The organism is Reyranella sp. (genome assembly GCF_052439685.1).
Taxonomy (GTDB): domain Bacteria; phylum Pseudomonadota; class Alphaproteobacteria; order Reyranellales; family Reyranellaceae; genus Reyranella.
The window spans coordinates 38,143-53,895 of record NZ_JBQVQG010000027.1 but is presented as its reverse complement, the minus strand read 5'-3'; the positions used below and the strand labels follow the sequence as shown (position 1 = coordinate 53,895).

Annotated in this window: 13 protein-coding genes and 1 pseudogene; 10 read left to right on the top strand and 4 right to left on the bottom strand. The window is 66.9% G+C overall.

Annotated features, from left to right (window positions below):
- The first annotated feature begins 156 nt into the window (after positions 1-156).
- The 6 genes from ACT6UX_RS24820 (at position 157) to ACT6UX_RS24795 (ending at position 6,753) form a co-directional block, all read left to right on the top strand.
- Positions 157-639 (top strand): hypothetical protein, encoded by a 483-nt coding sequence (locus ACT6UX_RS24820; protein ID WP_444777831.1) that lies wholly within the window; start codon positions 157-159, stop codon positions 637-639.
- The gene (locus ACT6UX_RS24815) at positions 569-1,378 is read left to right on the top strand and encodes a response regulator transcription factor (RefSeq protein WP_444777830.1); all 810 of its coding nucleotides are present in this window, start codon (positions 569-571) and stop codon (positions 1,376-1,378) included. Before ACT6UX_RS24820 ends, ACT6UX_RS24815 begins: the two co-directional genes overlap by 71 nt.
- 207 nt (positions 1,379-1,585) lie before the next feature.
- Positions 1,586-3,127: a sensor histidine kinase gene (locus ACT6UX_RS24810; RefSeq protein WP_444777829.1), complete on the top strand. Its 1,542-nt coding sequence runs from the start codon at positions 1,586-1,588 to the stop codon at positions 3,125-3,127.
- A 25-nt stretch (positions 3,128-3,152) separates the two neighbouring features.
- Complete coding sequence (panB, locus tag ACT6UX_RS24805; protein WP_444777828.1) at positions 3,153-3,992, top strand: 3-methyl-2-oxobutanoate hydroxymethyltransferase; 840 nt, start codon at positions 3,153-3,155, stop codon at positions 3,990-3,992.
- Between the two features lie 29 nt (positions 3,993-4,021).
- Complete coding sequence (locus ACT6UX_RS24800; protein ID WP_444777827.1) at positions 4,022-5,662, top strand: GMC family oxidoreductase; 1,641 nt, start codon at positions 4,022-4,024, stop codon at positions 5,660-5,662.
- Positions 5,662-6,753, top strand: a complete 1,092-nt coding sequence (locus tag ACT6UX_RS24795) for a phospholipase (protein ID WP_444777826.1) — start codon at positions 5,662-5,664, stop codon at positions 6,751-6,753. The genes ACT6UX_RS24800 and ACT6UX_RS24795 overlap by 1 nt, the downstream gene beginning before the upstream one ends.
- Here the strand turns inward: ACT6UX_RS24795 and clcA are convergent.
- A complete protein-coding gene (gene clcA / locus ACT6UX_RS24790; protein ID WP_444777825.1) occupies positions 6,750-8,120 on the bottom strand; it encodes a H(+)/Cl(-) exchange transporter ClcA in 1,371 nt (456 codons plus the stop codon). The genes ACT6UX_RS24795 and clcA overlap by 4 nt on opposite strands.
- A 57-nt stretch (positions 8,121-8,177) precedes the next feature.
- Positions 8,178-8,819 (bottom strand): 5,6-dimethylbenzimidazole synthase, encoded by a 642-nt coding sequence (gene bluB / locus ACT6UX_RS24785; protein WP_444777824.1) that lies wholly within the window; start codon positions 8,817-8,819, stop codon positions 8,178-8,180.
- A 165-nt stretch (positions 8,820-8,984) separates the two neighbouring features.
- Here bluB and ACT6UX_RS24780 point away from each other — a divergent pair, with 165 nt between their 5' ends.
- Positions 8,985-10,460 (top strand): cobyric acid synthase, encoded by a 1,476-nt coding sequence (locus tag ACT6UX_RS24780; RefSeq protein ID WP_444777823.1) that lies wholly within the window; start codon positions 8,985-8,987, stop codon positions 10,458-10,460.
- Positions 10,461-10,482: 22 nt separating this feature from the next.
- The gene (locus ACT6UX_RS24775; RefSeq protein WP_444777822.1) at positions 10,483-12,291 is read left to right on the top strand and encodes a sulfatase-like hydrolase/transferase; all 1,809 of its coding nucleotides are present in this window, start codon (positions 10,483-10,485) and stop codon (positions 12,289-12,291) included.
- Between the two features lie 71 nt (positions 12,292-12,362).
- On the opposite strand, the gene ACT6UX_RS24770 is transcribed toward ACT6UX_RS24775, so the two are convergent.
- Both ACT6UX_RS24770 and ACT6UX_RS24765 read right to left on the bottom strand, forming a co-directional pair.
- On the bottom strand, positions 12,363-13,850 hold the full coding sequence (locus tag ACT6UX_RS24770) for a protein adenylyltransferase SelO (RefSeq protein WP_444777821.1): 1,488 nt from the start codon (positions 13,848-13,850) through the stop codon (positions 12,363-12,365).
- 4 nt (positions 13,851-13,854) lie between these two features.
- On the bottom strand, positions 13,855-14,220 hold the full coding sequence (locus ACT6UX_RS24765) for a hypothetical protein (RefSeq protein WP_444777820.1): 366 nt from the start codon (positions 14,218-14,220) through the stop codon (positions 13,855-13,857).
- 72 nt (positions 14,221-14,292) lie between these two features.
- On the opposite strand from ACT6UX_RS24765, the gene ACT6UX_RS24760 reads away from it, so the two are divergent.
- Both ACT6UX_RS24760 and ACT6UX_RS24755 read left to right on the top strand, forming a co-directional pair.
- Complete coding sequence (locus ACT6UX_RS24760; protein WP_444777819.1) at positions 14,293-15,222, top strand: histone deacetylase family protein; 930 nt, start codon at positions 14,293-14,295, stop codon at positions 15,220-15,222.
- 43 nt (positions 15,223-15,265) lie between these two features.
- Positions 15,266-15,753: pseudogene (locus tag ACT6UX_RS24755) on the top strand (hypothetical protein); the annotation flags it as partial.

Sequence of the window (15,753 nt, the reverse complement as noted above, 5' to 3'; positions counted from 1 at the left end):
GCCCGCGGAAATCGGGCTTGCCCCGGGTGACGGTTCGCCGCAATCCTCGGCAGTCGAACGGCGGTCTCCGACCGGACCGTGCGACTGTGGCACGGGACCGTGCCGCAAACCCGCCACATGGCCGCTTTAGGGCTTCGAGAGGCTTTTCGGGTGCGGATGACGATTGGAACTCTGGCGGCACGGACGCTCGGCGCGGGACTGGGATTGCTGCTCCTTTCCGGATGCGAGGCGATGCGTGCGGATTTCGAGCGCCTCACGTCGCCGACACCTCCCGCGGCGGAGAGCACGCGCAAGACCACGCCCGCCGTGAAGCCCGCAGCCGCGCGTGCCGCGCCCAAGCCGGCTGCGGCCCCCGCCGCCGCTCCCCCTGCGGACGTGCCGCCGCCGGTACTAACGGGCTATCGCGAATCCCAACTGCGGGCGATGCTCGGGCCGCCGACCAGCGAGGAAGCGCATCCGCCGGGCAAGCAGTGGCGCTATCGCAACGGCAAGTGCACGCTCGACATCCAGCTCTACCCGGATGTCGAGACCAAACAGTACGGAACCCTCGCGTACAAGGTGAAGAGCGATGACGACACAGACGAAGGACGACGGTTCTGCCTGGCCCAGCTCCAATCCCGGGTTCAAGCCGGACGCTGAGATCGAGACGGGGGTCGAAGCAGGCCGCCGGGTCCGCATCGCCTTCGTGGAAGACGATGACGACTTCCGCGAAGCCGCGAGCCTCGAACTGGGCGACCATGGCTTCGACGTCGCTTCCTTTGCCGACGGGACCGGCCTCGTCGAGTTCCTGGAGACGGCCGACGACATCGAGATCATCGTGCTCGACTGGGGCCTGCCGCGTATCTCCGGCATCGACCTCCTGCCACGGCTGAAGCGCGCCGGCATCAACCTGCCGGTCGTTTTCCTCACCGGCCACAGCGAACCCAATTACGAGCAGCTTGCGCTGGACCAGGGTGCCATCGACTTCGTCGACAAGTCGCGTGGCATACCGATCCTCGCGCGCCGCCTGCGCCTGATCGCCGACCGGGCCGGCAAGCCGATGACGGCCGACGGCGAAGGCAACTTCCATTGCGGGCGCCTGCTGCTGAAGCCCGCAGTCAGCCGCGCCTACTGGGACGAGACCGATCTCAACCTGACGGTGACGGAGTTCAAGATCGTCCACACGCTCTCGGCCAATGTCGGCAGCTATGTGAGCTATCGAGCCGTGTACGACTGCATGCACTATGTGGGCTTCATCGCCGGCAGCGGCGAGAACGGCTACCGGACCAACGTCCGTTCCTGCATCAAGCGCATCCGCAACAAGTTCCGCGCGATCGATCCTGAATTCAGCGAGATCCAGAACTACCAGTCGTTCGGCTACCGCTGGGGCAAGGATTAGGCTGGCATGAGTTCCGGTCAATCCGGTCTAAGCCACACGAGCGCAGCCGCCCCCATCGTCTCGACCGGAGCACCGAAGGTGCGGCGTGGAGAGACGTTCGCTCAACCATTCGATGGCTTTTGGTGGAGAGAAGATCTCTCCACTTCGCGGCGGAGCCTGCCCCGAGGCATTCGAGGGGCGCTCCGGTCGAGATGACGGGGGCTTTCCGTGTCGAACCCTGAACCGGCCAGTGCCCGAGGCCCGGTGCTGCGCCGCCTCGCCGCGTCGCTGACGCTGAAGCTGGTGGTGCTGATCGGCCTGTTCGTCGCGCTGCCCATCGTGCTCTATGGACAGTTCGAGAGTGCCGACAGCCAGATGCGAAACCTGGTGACCCGCGCCATCCAGGATCGCAGTGCGTTGATCGCCGAAGCGCTGGCGCCCGTGCTGCGCGAGACCGATCCCACCGCGCCCATGAACCTGAATCGTGAGCTGGAGAAATATGCCAGCAGCGGGACCGTGCTGAAGCTGATGTACCAGCCGCCCGCACCACCCGGAGCGCAGGCGGCGAACCGCTTCTTTCTCGTGGGCTCGGCGCCGCCGCTGGCTCCCGAGGCCGTCAGCGCGGAGCTCGAGGAACTCAGTCAGCGCGGCCTCCTTCAGCGTCTGTCGGAAGCCTGCACCTGGAACGCCTCCGACGAGATGCGCTACAGCCGCACCGACGGCACGGTCGAGCTGCTGACCTCGATCATTCCGATCAGGGTCCGCGGCAACTGCTGGATCCTGACGACGACGCATGTCGCGTCGGACTTCCTCAACACCTCGATCGGCCGCCCCTACTGGGAGACTCGCGAAGTCCGCATCGCCGCCGCGATCTATCTCGTCGGCGCCCTGCTGGCCGTCCTGGTGGCGCTGGGCATCCGCCTCAGCCTGCGCCGTTTCCGCAACGTCGCCGACGAGATTGCGCTGGGCCGCGCCGTCGATGCGACCTTCGTCGAGCGCAATACCGTTCCCGAGCTCGCGGGCGTCGCGCGCGATTTCGACCGGCTGGTCCACGAGCTGCGGCGGGTGTCGCGCGAGATCCGCCAATCTGCCGAGGACAACGCGCATGCGTTCAAGACGCCGCTCGCGGCCGTGCAATCGGCGCTGCGCCCGGTGCACCGGGCCGTGCCCGAGGACGACCAGCGCGCCCGGCGGGCGCTCGAGATCGTGAACTCCTCGCTGGCGCGCCTGCTCGGCCTCGTGAATGCCGCGCAGCGCCACGACATGGGAACGGCCGACATGATCGACGCGCCGCGCATGCCGACCGAACTCGCCCCCCTCATCGAAGAGGCGGCGCGGCAGGTCCAGGAGATCATCGCCGCGCGCGAGATCGGCCTCGTTCTGAAGCTCGAGCGCGGCATCGCGGTTCGCACCGCGGCTGGCATGCTGGAAGCCGCCCTGCAGGCCGTGCTGGAGAATGCCATCAGTTTTTCGCCCGCCGGCACGACGGTGACCGTTTCGCTGCACGCGTCGGCAGACACGGTCGAGCTGAGCGTCGCGGACGAAGGGCCCGGCATCGACGACGAGAAGATCGAGCGTGTGTTCGAACGCTACTTCTCATCGCGTCCCGACGATGGCATAGGCAGCGATCGCAGCGCCAAGCATTCGGGACTGGGTCTCTGGATCGTGCGCCGCAACGTCGAGGCATTGGGAGGCCAGGTGAAGATCGCCAACCGCCCCAGTCGTGGCTTCTCGGTCACGATGGTGCTGCCTCGGTTCGTCATCCACTAGCCGGCTTTCGAAAGGTCAGGAGATCATGAGCGCCGTCACCACAGCCAAGAGAGTGAGCACGCCGCAGATCCGCGCCCGCAAGGGTGGCGAGCCGATCGTCTGCCTCACCGCCTACACCACGCAGATGGCGCGCTGGCTCGATCCGCATGTTGATCTTCTGCTGGTCGGCGATTCGCTGGGCATGGTGCTCTACGGCTTCGACAGCACGCTGCCCGTGACGCTGGACATGATGATCGCCCACGGCTCGGCCGTGATGCGCGGGTCGAGCCACGCCTGCGTGATCGTCGACCTGCCCTTCGGCAGCTACCAGGCCAGTCCGCAACAGGCCTTCCACGGCGCCGCACGCATCATGTCCGAGACCGGGGCAAGCGGCGTGAAGCTGGAGGGTGGCGAGGTCATGGCCGAGACCGTGCGCTACCTCGCGCAGCGCGGCATTCCGGTCTGCGCCCATGTCGGGCTGATGCCGCAGGCCGTGAACGTGGCCGGCGGCTTCAAGGCGACCGGCCGCTCCGAGGACGAGGCGCGGCAGGTGACCCGCGACGCCGAGGCGATGGCCGAGGCCGGCGCCTTTGCGATCGTGCTGGAGGGCACGCTGGAGCCGGTGGCGGCCGCCATCACCAAGTCTCTGCCGATCCCGACCATCGGCATCGGCGCCTCGCCGGCCTGCGACGGCCAGATCCTGGTGTCGGAGGACGTGTTCGGCCTGTTCAGCGATTTCACCCCGCGGTTCGTGAAGCGCTATGCCGATCTCGGTGGGAAGATCGCCGAGGCCGCCGCCGTCTACTCAGCCGACGTGAAAGCCCGGCGTTTTCCCGCGATGGAGCATTGCTTCCTGCCCAAATCCGGTGGTCAATCCCGATCCTAGGACCGCTCAGGAAAAGAGAAAGCAACCGGATGGAGAGTTTCGACTACGTGATCGTGGGGGCCGGTTCGGCGGGCAGCGTGCTGGCCAACCGGTTGAGCGAGGACCCCAACGTCACGGTCTGCGTGCTCGAAGCGGGCCCCCGCGACTGGCACCCCTTCATCCACATCCCGGCCGGCTTCATGTACACCTTGGTCGATCCCAAGGTGAACTGGCTCTACAAGTCCGAGCCCAGCGAATGGACCGGCGGCCGCGCCATCGCCGCGCCGCGCGGCAAGACGCTGGGCGGCTCGAGTTCGATCAACGGTCACATCTACAATCGCGGCCAGCGGCTCGACTTCGACGGCTGGGCCCAGCGCGGCAACCGCGGCTGGGGCTATTCCGACGTGCTCCCCTACTTCCGCCGGAGCGAGCACCGCATGGCAAGCGATGCCGACGCCACGTTCCGCGGCAGCGACGGCAACCTGCCCATCACCGATCTCGAATGGCGCGATCCCCTGTGCGAAGCCTTCATCGAAGGCGCTGTGGAGCAAGGCATCCCGCGCAACCCCGACTATAACGGGACGAAGCAGGCGGGCGTCAGCTACGTCCAGCGCATCATCCGGAACGGCCGCCGGGTGAGTGCCGCCCGCGGCTACCTGCATCCGGCCATGGCGCGACCCAACCTCACCGTACGCACCCACGCCCAGGCGACGTCGGTCATCCTCGAGGGCAAGCGTGCTGTCGGCGTGCGCTACCGCAAGGGCGGCCGCACCGGTACGCCGATGGAGGTGCGCGCCACCCGGGAAGTGATCCTGAGCGGCGGCACGGTGAACTCGCCGCAGCTCCTGCAGCTCTCGGGCATCGGGCCGGGACCGTTACTGAAGTCGCTCGGCATCGAGGTGAAGCACGAGTTGCCGGGGGTCGGCGAGAATCTGCGCGACCACTACGCGCCGCGCTTCGTGGCGCGCGTAAAGAACGCCATGAGCATCAACGAGCGTTCCAAGGGACTGCGCCTGGCCGGCGAGATCCTGAAATACGTCACGACGCGCAAGGGACTGCTCACGCTCAATCCGACGCTGATCTACGTCTTCTGGAAGTCCGACGAAAGCATCGAGAATTACGACCTGCAACTCACCTTCACGCCCGCGAGCTACAAGGAAGGCGTTCAGTCGACGCTCGACGACTTCCCCGGCATGACCATCGCCTCGTGGCAGCAGCGGCCCGATTCGACCGGCTACGTCCGCGCACGCTCGGCCGACCCGTTCGAGCATCCCGTGATCCAGCCGAACTATCTCGGCGCGGAGAGCGACCGTCGTGTGCTGCTGGCCGGCATGAAGCTGGCGCGGCGACTGCTCGGCTCGAAAGCGCTCAGCAAGTACTACGACCGCGAGGAGTTCCCCGGTTCGGAGAAGCAGTCGGATGCCGACCTGATGCAGGCCGCCAAGGAGCGCGGCACCACGACGTTCCATCTGATGGGCTCCTGCCGCATGGCGCCGGACACCGACCCGACGGCCGTCGTCGACGACCAGTTGCGTGTGCGCGGACTCGAGGGGCTGCGCGTGGTCGATGCCTCGATCATGCCGACCATGCCGTCGGCGAACCTCAACGCCTCGGTGCTGATGATCGCCGAGAAGGCAGCCGACATGATCCGCGGCAAGCCGGCACTCGACGCCGTGATGCTGAAGGACTGATGGCCGACGAACCTGCCATCGAGGCTCTCTCGGCGCTGGTGCCGGCAACCCTGCGGGCATTGCACGCCATAGAATTCGCCAGCCGGCACCTCTCGCCGCACACCCTGCCGCAGATCGTCGAGGCCCTCGCCGGCCGCAACGACGATCTGGCGCCCGCCCTCGCCGCCTCGCGCGCGCTCGATTGGCCAGGACGGCTGGCGCTGGTGCGCGATCACCTCGAACGCGCGGCGGTGTTTGCCGCCGAGGCGATCCAGGGTCTGCTCGCCGCGCCGGGAGCGCCGCAACCGATCGTGGCCGCCTATCGCAGCCTGCGTGGCTATCCCCGGGCTTGCGAGGCACTCTACCCGCTGTCGCCGTTCCTTCGCCCCGTCAGCAACTTCTTCCTCGAGGAGCCGGCGCGCGGCGACGGGGATCTGCAGGCGCGCATCGCCGCCGCCGACCCGACGCGCGAGGGCGTCGGTTTCATGCATGTCGGCGGCCCCTCTGGCACACGCGGCGCCTTCTCGCTGTACGTGCCGGAATACTACGACCCTGGCCGGAGCTGGCCGCTGGTCGTGGCACTGCACGGCGGCAGCGGCAATGGCGGTGCCTTCCTGTGGAGCTGGGTGCGCGAGGCGCGCACGCGAGGTTTCATCGTGCTGGCGCCCACGGCTTCGGGCAGTACGTGGTCGCTGATGGAGCCGGAGATCGACGGGCCGCTGATCGACCGCATGGCCGCCGGCGTCGCAAGCGACTGGAACGTCGATTCCTCGCGTCAGCTCCTGACCGGCATGAGCGACGGCGGCACCTTCACCTATGTGATCGGGCTCGGCGCCGATTGTCGCTTCACGCATCTCGCACCGATCGCCGCGAGCTTTCATCCCATGCTGATGGCCTCCGCCGACGCCGATCGCGTGCGCGGCCTGCCGGTCCACATCGTGCACGGGACGCAGGATTGGATGTTTCCGCCGGAGATGGCCCAGGGTGCGCAACGCGCGCTTTCGCAGGCCGGCGCCGACGTCACCTATCGCGAGATCGCCGACCTGTCGCACACCTATCCGCGCGACGAGAATGCGCGGATCCTCGACTGGTTCCTACCGGCGCCCCGTTAGGAGCTTCGCCCTTCATCGAAACCGACCGGTGATGGCACGCCGGTCGTGACGGGCGTCGGTGGCGCCTTGCCGGCGAGTCTCAGCGTTCGCTCCAGCAGCAGTTCGTAGAGCGGCCGTCCGCCCAGAGCTTGGGCGACGGCATTGGCCGTCACACAGGTCACGATCAGCGGCAGGATCAGCGCGTAGCCGCCGGTCAGTTCGGCGGCCAGTACGACCCCGACCAGCGGCGCGCGGATGGATGCGGAGAACAGGCCGCCCATCGCGGTAATGACGAAGGCGGCGCCCGCAAGCGGCGGCAGTGGTACGGCCATCTCTAGCAACGACGCTGCGATCAGGCCAACCGTGGTGGCAAGCGTCAGCAAGGGCGCGAAAATGCCGCCGGGTACTCCCACCGGATAGCTCAGCATGACGCCGACAAACCGCAGCAGGCAGAGCAGCAGCAGGATCTGGAGGGACAGGTTTCCGGTGACGAGGCCGGGAATCAGCAGCTCGCCACCTCCCACGGCCTGCGGCAGCACGATGGCAAGGGCGCCGATGCAGGCGCCGACCACGAGCGCCGGCACGAAGGGCACCTTGCGAAACGTGGTCGAGACCCATTCGAGCAGGAAGAGCAGCGTGCGGTTGAACACGAGGCCCAGCCCGCCCAGCAATACCCCGAGCAACAGGAACGCCGGCAGCATCGACAGCGGCATCGCGGCATTTTCGAGCTTGAGCTGGGGCGCCGTGCCTCCCACCAGCTCCATGCCGATGGCGCTGGCCGTCGAGGCGATGATCACGGCGGTGTACGAACGCAGCGTGTATCGGAACTGTTTGCGCGTCTCCTCGATCACGAAGAGGATCGCGGCCAGCGGCGCGTTGAAGGCGGCGGCGAGGCCGGCCGCGGCGCCCGCCGCCAGCAGGCCGCGCAACTCCGCCTCCGTGAGCCTCATGCGCTCCGAGACGGCCTGTGCAATCGACGCCCCCATGTGAATGGTAGGACCTTCGCGTCCGGCGACGAGGCCGGACGATAGCGCCAGAACGCCGCCCACGAATTTCACCGGCAGCACCCTCCGCCAGCGCACGTCGCGCAGACCTTCCATCGCGCCCTCGATTTCCTGGACGCCGCTGCCAGCCGCTTCCGGCGCGATGCGACGCGTGAGCAGGAAGGACGCGACCAGTGCGATGGCGGCGATTCCGGCCGCCGCGACGATGGTCGTGACGCCCGCACCGAGGTAGGCCAGCAGCCACGCCGGCCACTGGACCAAAATGTCGACGATGAGATGAAAGGCGGCGCCCAAGACGCCCGTGGCCAGACCGCACAGGGCCGCCAGAAAATACAGAGCGCCGTCGGAGATCGATTGCTCTGCCGGTCGATCTCCTGAAGTCACGCGCCACCTCCAATGATGAAGGACAATAATGACCGGCAAGACCTGAGTGTCAAAGCGTCAGCGTGTGAAGACGACGTCACTGATGTCGCTGCGCACTTCCCAGTGATGCCGCTCCAGTTCGGGATCGAGATGCTCCTCCGCCGGCAAGCCGAGGCAGAGATAGGCGACGAGGTTCCAGCCGGCCGGCACGTCGAGCGCCCGCGTCACCTTCTTCGGATCGAGGATCGAAACCCAGCCCATGCCGATCCCGTCGGCGCGCGCCGCCAGCCACAGGGTCTGGATCGCCGCGACCACGGAGTAGTGCAGCGTCTCCGGCATCGTCTGCTGCCCGAGGTCGCTGCCGGTATGAGTGCCGTCGTCGGAGAAGACCGCGAGATGGACCGGGGCCTCCTTGAGACCCGCCAGCTTGAGATTGGCATAGATCGCATGCTTCTCGCCGGAGTATCCGGAAAGCGCTTCCTCATTGGCCTGCGTGAAGCTCTCGACCACCGCGCGGCGGCGCTCCGGAGACTCGACACGCACGAACCGCCACGGCTGGCTGAGGCCGACCGAGGGCGCATGACTCGCGACTTCCAGCAGCGCGTCGATTCGCTCGCGGGAAATCGGATCGGTGCGGAAACGCCGCACGTCGCGCCGCCACAGGACCAGTTGGCGAAACTCGGCCCGGAAGGCCGCGTCGAAATGCGGATGCGTCGCCATCAACTCCACCGATCGGTTTGACAAAATTCGCACGGGCACGCCCGGTTCCGATGCCTTGGGACGTGCCTGCGTTTCAGATAGGGTCCTGGAAGGCGCCTGTCGACGCGCTTCCTCGCAGCAGCCTCACGCTCCTGTGTGTGCCCCTGCAATCCGATCGGAGTTTCCATGCCGGCGCGCGCGCTCATGATCCAGGGCACAGGCTCCGATGTGGGAAAGTCGCTGCTGGTCGCGGGGCTCGCTCGCGTGTTCGCGCGGCGCGGCCTGAAGGTCCGGCCGTTCAAGCCGCAGAACATGTCGAACAATGCCGCCGTGACGACCGATGGTGGCGAGATCGGCCGCGCCCAGGCGCTGCAGGCTCGGGCGGCGCGCGTGCCCGTCAGCGTCCACATGAACCCGGTCCTGCTGAAGCCCCAGAGCGACATCGGCGCCCAGCTCGTGGTCCAGGGCCGCGTCGTGGGCAACACCTGGGCACGCGACTATCAGGGCATCAAGGCAGGCCTTCTCGCTTCGGTGCTCGACAGCTTTGGTCGACTCGCCGCGGAAGCCGATCTCGTGCTGGTCGAAGGCGCCGGCGCGGCGTCCGAGGTCAATCTGCGTGCAGACGACATCGCCAACATGGGCTTCGCGCGTGCCGCGGACGTTCCGGTCATCCTCGTGGGCGACATCGACCGCGGCGGCGTGATCGCGAGCCTGGTCGGCACCAAGGCCGTAATCGATCCCGCAGACGCGGGAATGATCGTGGGCTTCATCGTCAACCGCTTCCGCGGCGATCCGAGCCTGTTCGCCGACGGCATGACCTTGATCGCGCAGCGGACCGGCTGGCCGGCCCTCGGCCTCGTGTCCCATTTCGCCGATGCGGTCAGGTTACCCGCCGAGGACGCGCTCAGCCTGCCCGCACGCAATGCGGCCGGTGGCGCCATGAGGATCGTCGTGCTGGCCTATCCGCACCTCGCCAACTTCGACGATGTCGATCCTCTGCGTCAGGAACCGAACGTCGACGTCGTGTTCGTCCGGCCCGGCCAGCCGATCCCGGGCGATACGGCACTGGTCATCCTGCCCGGGTCGAAAGCCACCATCGCCGACCTTGCCATCCTGCGCGAGACCGGCTGGGACATCGACCTCAGGGCGCATCTGCAGCGCGGCGGACATGTGCTGGGCCTCTGCGGCGGCTATCAAATGCTGGGACGACGCATTTCCGATCCCGAAGGGATCGAAGGGCCTCCCGGCAGCGTCGAAGGACTTTGCCTGCTCGACGTGGAGACCATGCTGGGTGGCGACAAGGTCCTGGTTGAAGTGACAGGAAGGACCGCTGCGGAGGGCGTGCCATTCAAGGGCTACGAGATGCATGTCGGCCGCACGACCTCGGCGGAACGGCCACTGCTCGAACTCGACGGTGGCGCCCCCGACGGCAGCATCGATGCGAGCGGCCGGATCGCCGGTTGCTACGTCCACGGTCTGATGGCTGACGATCGCCAGCGGCGGCACTGGCTGCAGCGGATCGGCGCCGCGGACTCCGGGCTCGACTACGAGGCCGGAATAGAGGACACGCTCGACCGATTGGCCGATCATCTGGAAAAACATGTCGACTGCGCGCGGCTCCTCGAGCTCGCACGCGTGCCACAATTCGGGCCTACGAAATGAAAGAATTCACCTTGAGGACTCCGTGACCCATCCTTCGCGCAGGACCTTCATCGCCGGCGGTGCCGCCGTCGCGGCCACGGTGGCTTGCGACACGCCTGCCCAGGCGCAGACGGCCAGAATCACTGGCGGCACTGAATCGGCCTTCCCGTCCGCGGAGGCGCCGGGTTCGAAAGAGGGTGGCTACAACATCCTCTTCATCCTGACGGACCAAGAGCATTACATGGGCCCCGGCTGGCCCATCCCGCTGCCGGGACACGAGCGGCTGCGCACGACGGGGACCTATTTCGAGAATCACCAGATCGCCGCCGACATGTGCTCGGCCTCACGCGCGGTGATCTATACCGGCCTGCATATGCCGCATAACGGCATCTTCGACAATGCCGGCGTGCCCTACATGAAGAGCCTGGATCCGTCGTTGCCGACCATCGGCAAGATCCTGCGCAAGATGGGCTACTACACCGCCTACAAGGGCAAGTGGCATCTGAACGGCGCGATGGCGATGGAGAACCACGCCGACGACATCAAGGCGCTGTTCGAGACCATGATGGATCGCGACTATGGCTTCTACGACTATACCGGCGTCGGCGACTTCATCGAGGGCGCACAGGGCGGCTATCAATACGACCAGATCACCGCGGCGCAGGCCATCCAGTGGCTGAAGGCCAAGGGCAGGCCGATGACGGACCGGAAGCAGCCCTGGTATCTCGCGGTCAATCTCGTGAACCCGCACGACGTCATGTGGGTGAACACCGACAAGCGCGGCGAGAAGCCGGTGCAGGCGGTCGAGGCCAAGCTCAAGATCGATTATCCGCCGGACGATTCCTTCTATCGTCGCGAATGGAACGAGATCCCGCTGCAGAAGACCTGGCAGCAGTCGCTCGACACGCCCGACCGCGTGCCCGCGCATCGCATTTACAAGGGCGCCAATGCCATCCTGACCGGCCTGATCCCGCAGGAGGAATGGCGCATGCGGCTTCGGCAAAACTACTACTTCAACGCCATTCGCGACGCCGACCAGCAGATCGTGCAGGTGATGGAGCAACTCGACCGGCTCGGCCTCACCGACAAGACCATCGTGATCTTCACGTCGGACCACGGCGAGTTGCTGGCCAGCCATGGTGGCCTGCAGGGCAAGGGCACGACGACCTACCGCCAGCAGAACCATGTGCCCATGCTCGTCGTACATCCGGAGATCAAAGGCGGCCAGCGCTGCCGCGAGCTCACCTCGCATCTCGACTTCGTGCCGACCATCGTGGCGCTGACGGGCAAGTCGACGGCGCCGGTGGCCGATACGATGAAGCGCATGAAGGGGCAGGATTTCTCGCCCCTGCTGCGGCAGCCACTGGATCCCGCCTTCACGCAGAAGCGCAGCGGCACGCTGTTCTGCTACAGCCAGCTCATGGTGCACGACGAGAATTTCACGCGCACGCTCTACGAGACCCTGCAGGACAAATCGATCGCGCGCTCGGAGCAGTTCAAAAAAATCGAGGCGTTCCCGGTCGACTGGAAGCTGCGCGTCTGCATCCGCTCGATCGTCGACGAGCGCTACAAGTTCAGCCGCTACTTTCCGTTCCACGGCTTCAACACGCCAGCGACCCTGGAGGAGCTTCGGGCCAAGAACGATCTCGAACTCTACGACCTCGTGAGCGACCCCGACGAGATCGTGAACCTGGCCTATGATTTCGAGCGCAACCGCGACCTGATCGCGATGATGAACGGCAAACTGAACGCCCTGATCGCGCGCGAGATCGGCACCGACGACGGCAGCTTCATGCATCTTGACCGGTGGATCGACTGGAAGGACGCCCGGCCGACCTCGATCAATCTTTGATCGTCTTTCTTCGGCGCTCCCGGACATTGCTGCGCGATGTCCTGCCGCTCAGCGGCCGAGCTTGGCTCGGCCTAAGTTCCGCAGAACGTCTTGTAGACGCGCTGGTCCGCCGGCGGAGGTTCGGCGTAGGCGGCGAACGCCGGCCGTTCCTCGAACGGCTTCGCCAGCACCGCCAGCAGCTCCTCGAACGGCGCATAGTCCTCGCGTTCTGCGGCAGCCGCGAGCGCCAACTCGACCCGGTGATTGCGCGGAATGTAGATCGGGTTCACGGCATCCATGGCCGCGCGACGGCTGGCACCGTCCTGCGGTTCGCGGGACAGGCGTTCACGCCAGCGCGGCAGCCAGGCGTCGAAGGATTGCCGCTTCTCGCCGAACAGGTTCCGCACCTTGTCTTCGGCCGCGGGATCGGCGGCCGCCTCTCCAAGACGACGGAAGGTGAGCGTGAAGTCGGCGAGACCGTCGGTCATGGCGTTGAGCAGGTCCTGAGCCAACGCGGCATCGCCCTCTTCCTCGGTGAACAGGCCGAGCTTGCGGCGCAGCCCGCCGATCAGCGCGTCGACATAGTGCTGGCGGAAGGTCCCCAGCACCTCGTTGGCGATCGCCAGCGCCTTGTCGCTGTCGTCGGCCAGGAGCGGCAGCAGGGTCTCGCCGAACCGCGCCAGATTCCAGTGGGCGATGCTCGGCTGATGCGCATAGGCGTAGCGGCCCTGCTGATCGATGGAGCTGAACACCGTCTCGGGATTGTAGGCGTCCATGAAGGCGCAGGGGCCGTAGTCGATGGTCTCGCCGGCGATCGAGCAATTGTCGGTGTTCATCACGCCATGGATGAAGCCGACGAGCAGCCACTTCGCCACCAGCGAGGCCTGGCGGGCGATTACAGCCTCGAACAAGGCACGGTAGGGCTCGGCGGCATCGCGCGCTTCCGGGTAATGTCGCGCAATGACATGGTCGGCGAGGAGGCGGAGCGCCTCGGTATCGCCGCGCGCGCCGAAGAACTGGAAGGTGCCGACGCGCACGTGGCTCGAGGCGACGCGCGTCAGCACGGCGCCCGGCAGCTCGCCGTCGCGCCAGATCGGCTCGCCGGTCGTGACGGCGGCAAGGGATCGCGTCGTTGGGATTGCGAGCGCAGCCATCGCCTCGCTGACGATGTATTCGCGCAGCACCGGGCCCACCGCGGCGCGGCCATCGCCGCTGCGCGAGAAGGGTGTAGGGCCCGAGCCCTTGAGCTGGATGTCGCGGCGCCGCCCGGCGCCGTCCACGACCTCGCCCAGCAGGACGGCGCGCCCGTCGCCGAGCTGCGGCACGAAGTTGCCGAACTGGTGCCCGGCATAGGCGAGTGCGATCGGCTCGGAGCCGGGCGCGACGCGATTGCCCGCCAGCATTTCGACGCCCTCAGCGGAGGCCAGCGCCGCCGGATCGAGGCCGAGCTCGAGGGCGAGCGCCTCGTTCAGTTTCACGAGGCGCGGTGCCGCGACCGGTGTCGGCGGCAGCCGGGCATAGAACCGCTCCGGCAGCCTCGCATAGCTGTTGTCGAACGGCAGACCCGGCAAGGCGTCCATGTTCCTACTCGTCGTAACGGGCGGTGGTGATACCGCTCATGCGGTCGTAGTGAAGCGAAATGTTCTTCAGTGTGCAGAGATTCAGGTAACCCCAGACGGCCGGGGGACCGCCGTCGGCGAAGGTCACCTTGAGGTCGCCCATGCACCAGTCGGTCGGCGCGCGGTACGATACTTCGCGGGCCTCGCCCGGACGGATGATCGGCGGACGCAGGAAGTTCGGCCCCCACATGTTGAGCTGGGTCGGCGAAACCGAGAGCTGGGCGATCGGATACTCCATCGAATTCTTCAGCCGGAACATGGTTTCCTGGGCGGCGGCCTGCCCGGCGAAAAGGACCAGGGCGGCAACGGCCAGACAGCGCAACTTGGACAAAACAACCTCACAGCGATCGATGGGTTGCGGGCGACTCTGTCGCAGATCGCCGAAGCGCGCTAGAGGGGATACATGACGCTGCTGATCAGCCATCCGTCCTTCCTGGAGCACGAGACCGGCGACTATCATCCGGAGCGGCCCGACCGGCTGCGCGCGGTGACTGCAGCCTTGGCCGACGAGGAATTCGACGACCTCACCCGTCTGATCGCGCCTGCCGCCACGCTCGAGCAGCTGACGCGCGTCCATCCGCAAGCCTATGTCGATGCCATCCTGGGCATCCGCCCACCGGAAGGCGAGCTGGTCCATGTCGATGCCGATACGGTGATGAGCGCCGGCAGCGCCAACGCCGCCCTGCACGCTGCGGGCGCCGTCGTGGCCGCCGTCGACGGCGTGCTGGGTGGCCAGGCGCACACCGCCTTCGCGGCCGTGCGCCCGCCCGGCCATCACGCCACGCCGGACGTGCCCGGCGGTTTCTGCCTGTTCAGCAATGCCGCGGTCGGCGCCCTGCATGCGCGGGCCGCGCATGGGGTCCGCCGCATCGCCCTGATCGACTTCGACGTGCATCATGGGCAGGGCACGCAGGCCGTGGTCGAGACCGATCCGGACCTCTTCTATGCCTCGTCGCACCAGTATCCGCTCTATCCCGGCACGGGCTCGACGCGCGAGCGCGGCATAGACGGCAATGTCGCGAACGTGCCCCTGCCCGCCGGGAGCGGCAGCGCGGCTTTCCGGGCTGCCTGGGCCGACCGGCTCCTGCCGGCTCTCGATACTTTCGCCCCCGAACTCGTCATCGTCTCGGCAGGCTTCGACGCCCATCGCCGCGATCCCCTGGCGCAACTCGACGTCGAGACGGAAGACTTCGTCTGGCTGACGGAGGAACTGCTCGCCATTGCCCGTCGGCACTCGAGCGGGCGTCTGGTGTCAGTTCTGGAAGGCGGCTACGACCTCGCGGCCTTGGCCGAGTCCGTCAGCGCACACGTGCGGTCACTGATGCGTGCCTGAAACGTCTTGCGCCCGTAACGATCCCGGGCGAACTTCGCGGCGCGTGAAGAATAACAACCTCTGCATTGCTCTCGGCACCCTGCTCTGGGTGGCCGCGGCCGTCTTCGCCGGTCCGGCCCTCGCGGCCGGCGGCGCCCACGTCGTCGACGATTCCGAAGTCGAAACGCCCGGGACGTGCCACCTCGAACTTTGGGTTGCCGACTTCGTGCCGGGCGACGGCTACGCCAACATCGCGCCAGCCTGCACCACCCTCAAGATGCCCTGGCTCGAGATCGGCGCCGCCTATGCCCACTACTGGGATCAGACCATCGCGGGACCGCTGATCGGGCCACAGCTGAAAATCAACTTCCAGCCGGCCTCGAAGGGCGTGGGCGTCGGCCTGAGTCTCAATGCCGGCGTCAATGCGCGGACCGGGGAACTGGGCCTCGCCGGCCTGATCGGGCTCGTGACGATCCCCGTGACGGAGAAGTTCAGGATCAACGTCAACGGCGGATGGAGCTATCTGAACAGCGACCATCCCACCGCATTCTT

Bases quoted from the DNA above. Each gene is read 5' to 3' on its own strand.
- ACT6UX_RS24820 (WP_444777831.1), top strand. From the start codon at position 157: ATGACGATTGGAACTCTGGCGGCACGGACGCTCGGCGCGGGACTGGGA.
- ACT6UX_RS24815 (WP_444777830.1), top strand. From the start codon at position 569: ATGACGACACAGACGAAGGACGACGGTTCTGCCTGGCCCAGCTCCAAT.
- panB (WP_444777828.1), top strand. From the start codon at position 3,153: ATGAGCGCCGTCACCACAGCCAAGAGAGTGAGCACGCCGCAGATCCGC.
- ACT6UX_RS24800 (WP_444777827.1), top strand. From the start codon at position 4,022: ATGGAGAGTTTCGACTACGTGATCGTGGGGGCCGGTTCGGCGGGCAGC.
- ACT6UX_RS24795 (WP_444777826.1), top strand. From the start codon at position 5,662: ATGGCCGACGAACCTGCCATCGAGGCTCTCTCGGCGCTGGTGCCGGCA.
- bluB (WP_444777824.1), bottom strand. From the start codon at position 8,819: ATGGCGACGCATCCGCATTTCGACGCGGCCTTCCGGGCCGAGTTTCGC.
- ACT6UX_RS24780 (WP_444777823.1), top strand. From the start codon at position 8,985: ATGCCGGCGCGCGCGCTCATGATCCAGGGCACAGGCTCCGATGTGGGA.
- ACT6UX_RS24770 (WP_444777821.1), bottom strand. From the start codon at position 13,850: ATGGACGCCTTGCCGGGTCTGCCGTTCGACAACAGCTATGCGAGGCTG.
- ACT6UX_RS24760 (WP_444777819.1), top strand. From the start codon at position 14,293: ATGACGCTGCTGATCAGCCATCCGTCCTTCCTGGAGCACGAGACCGGC.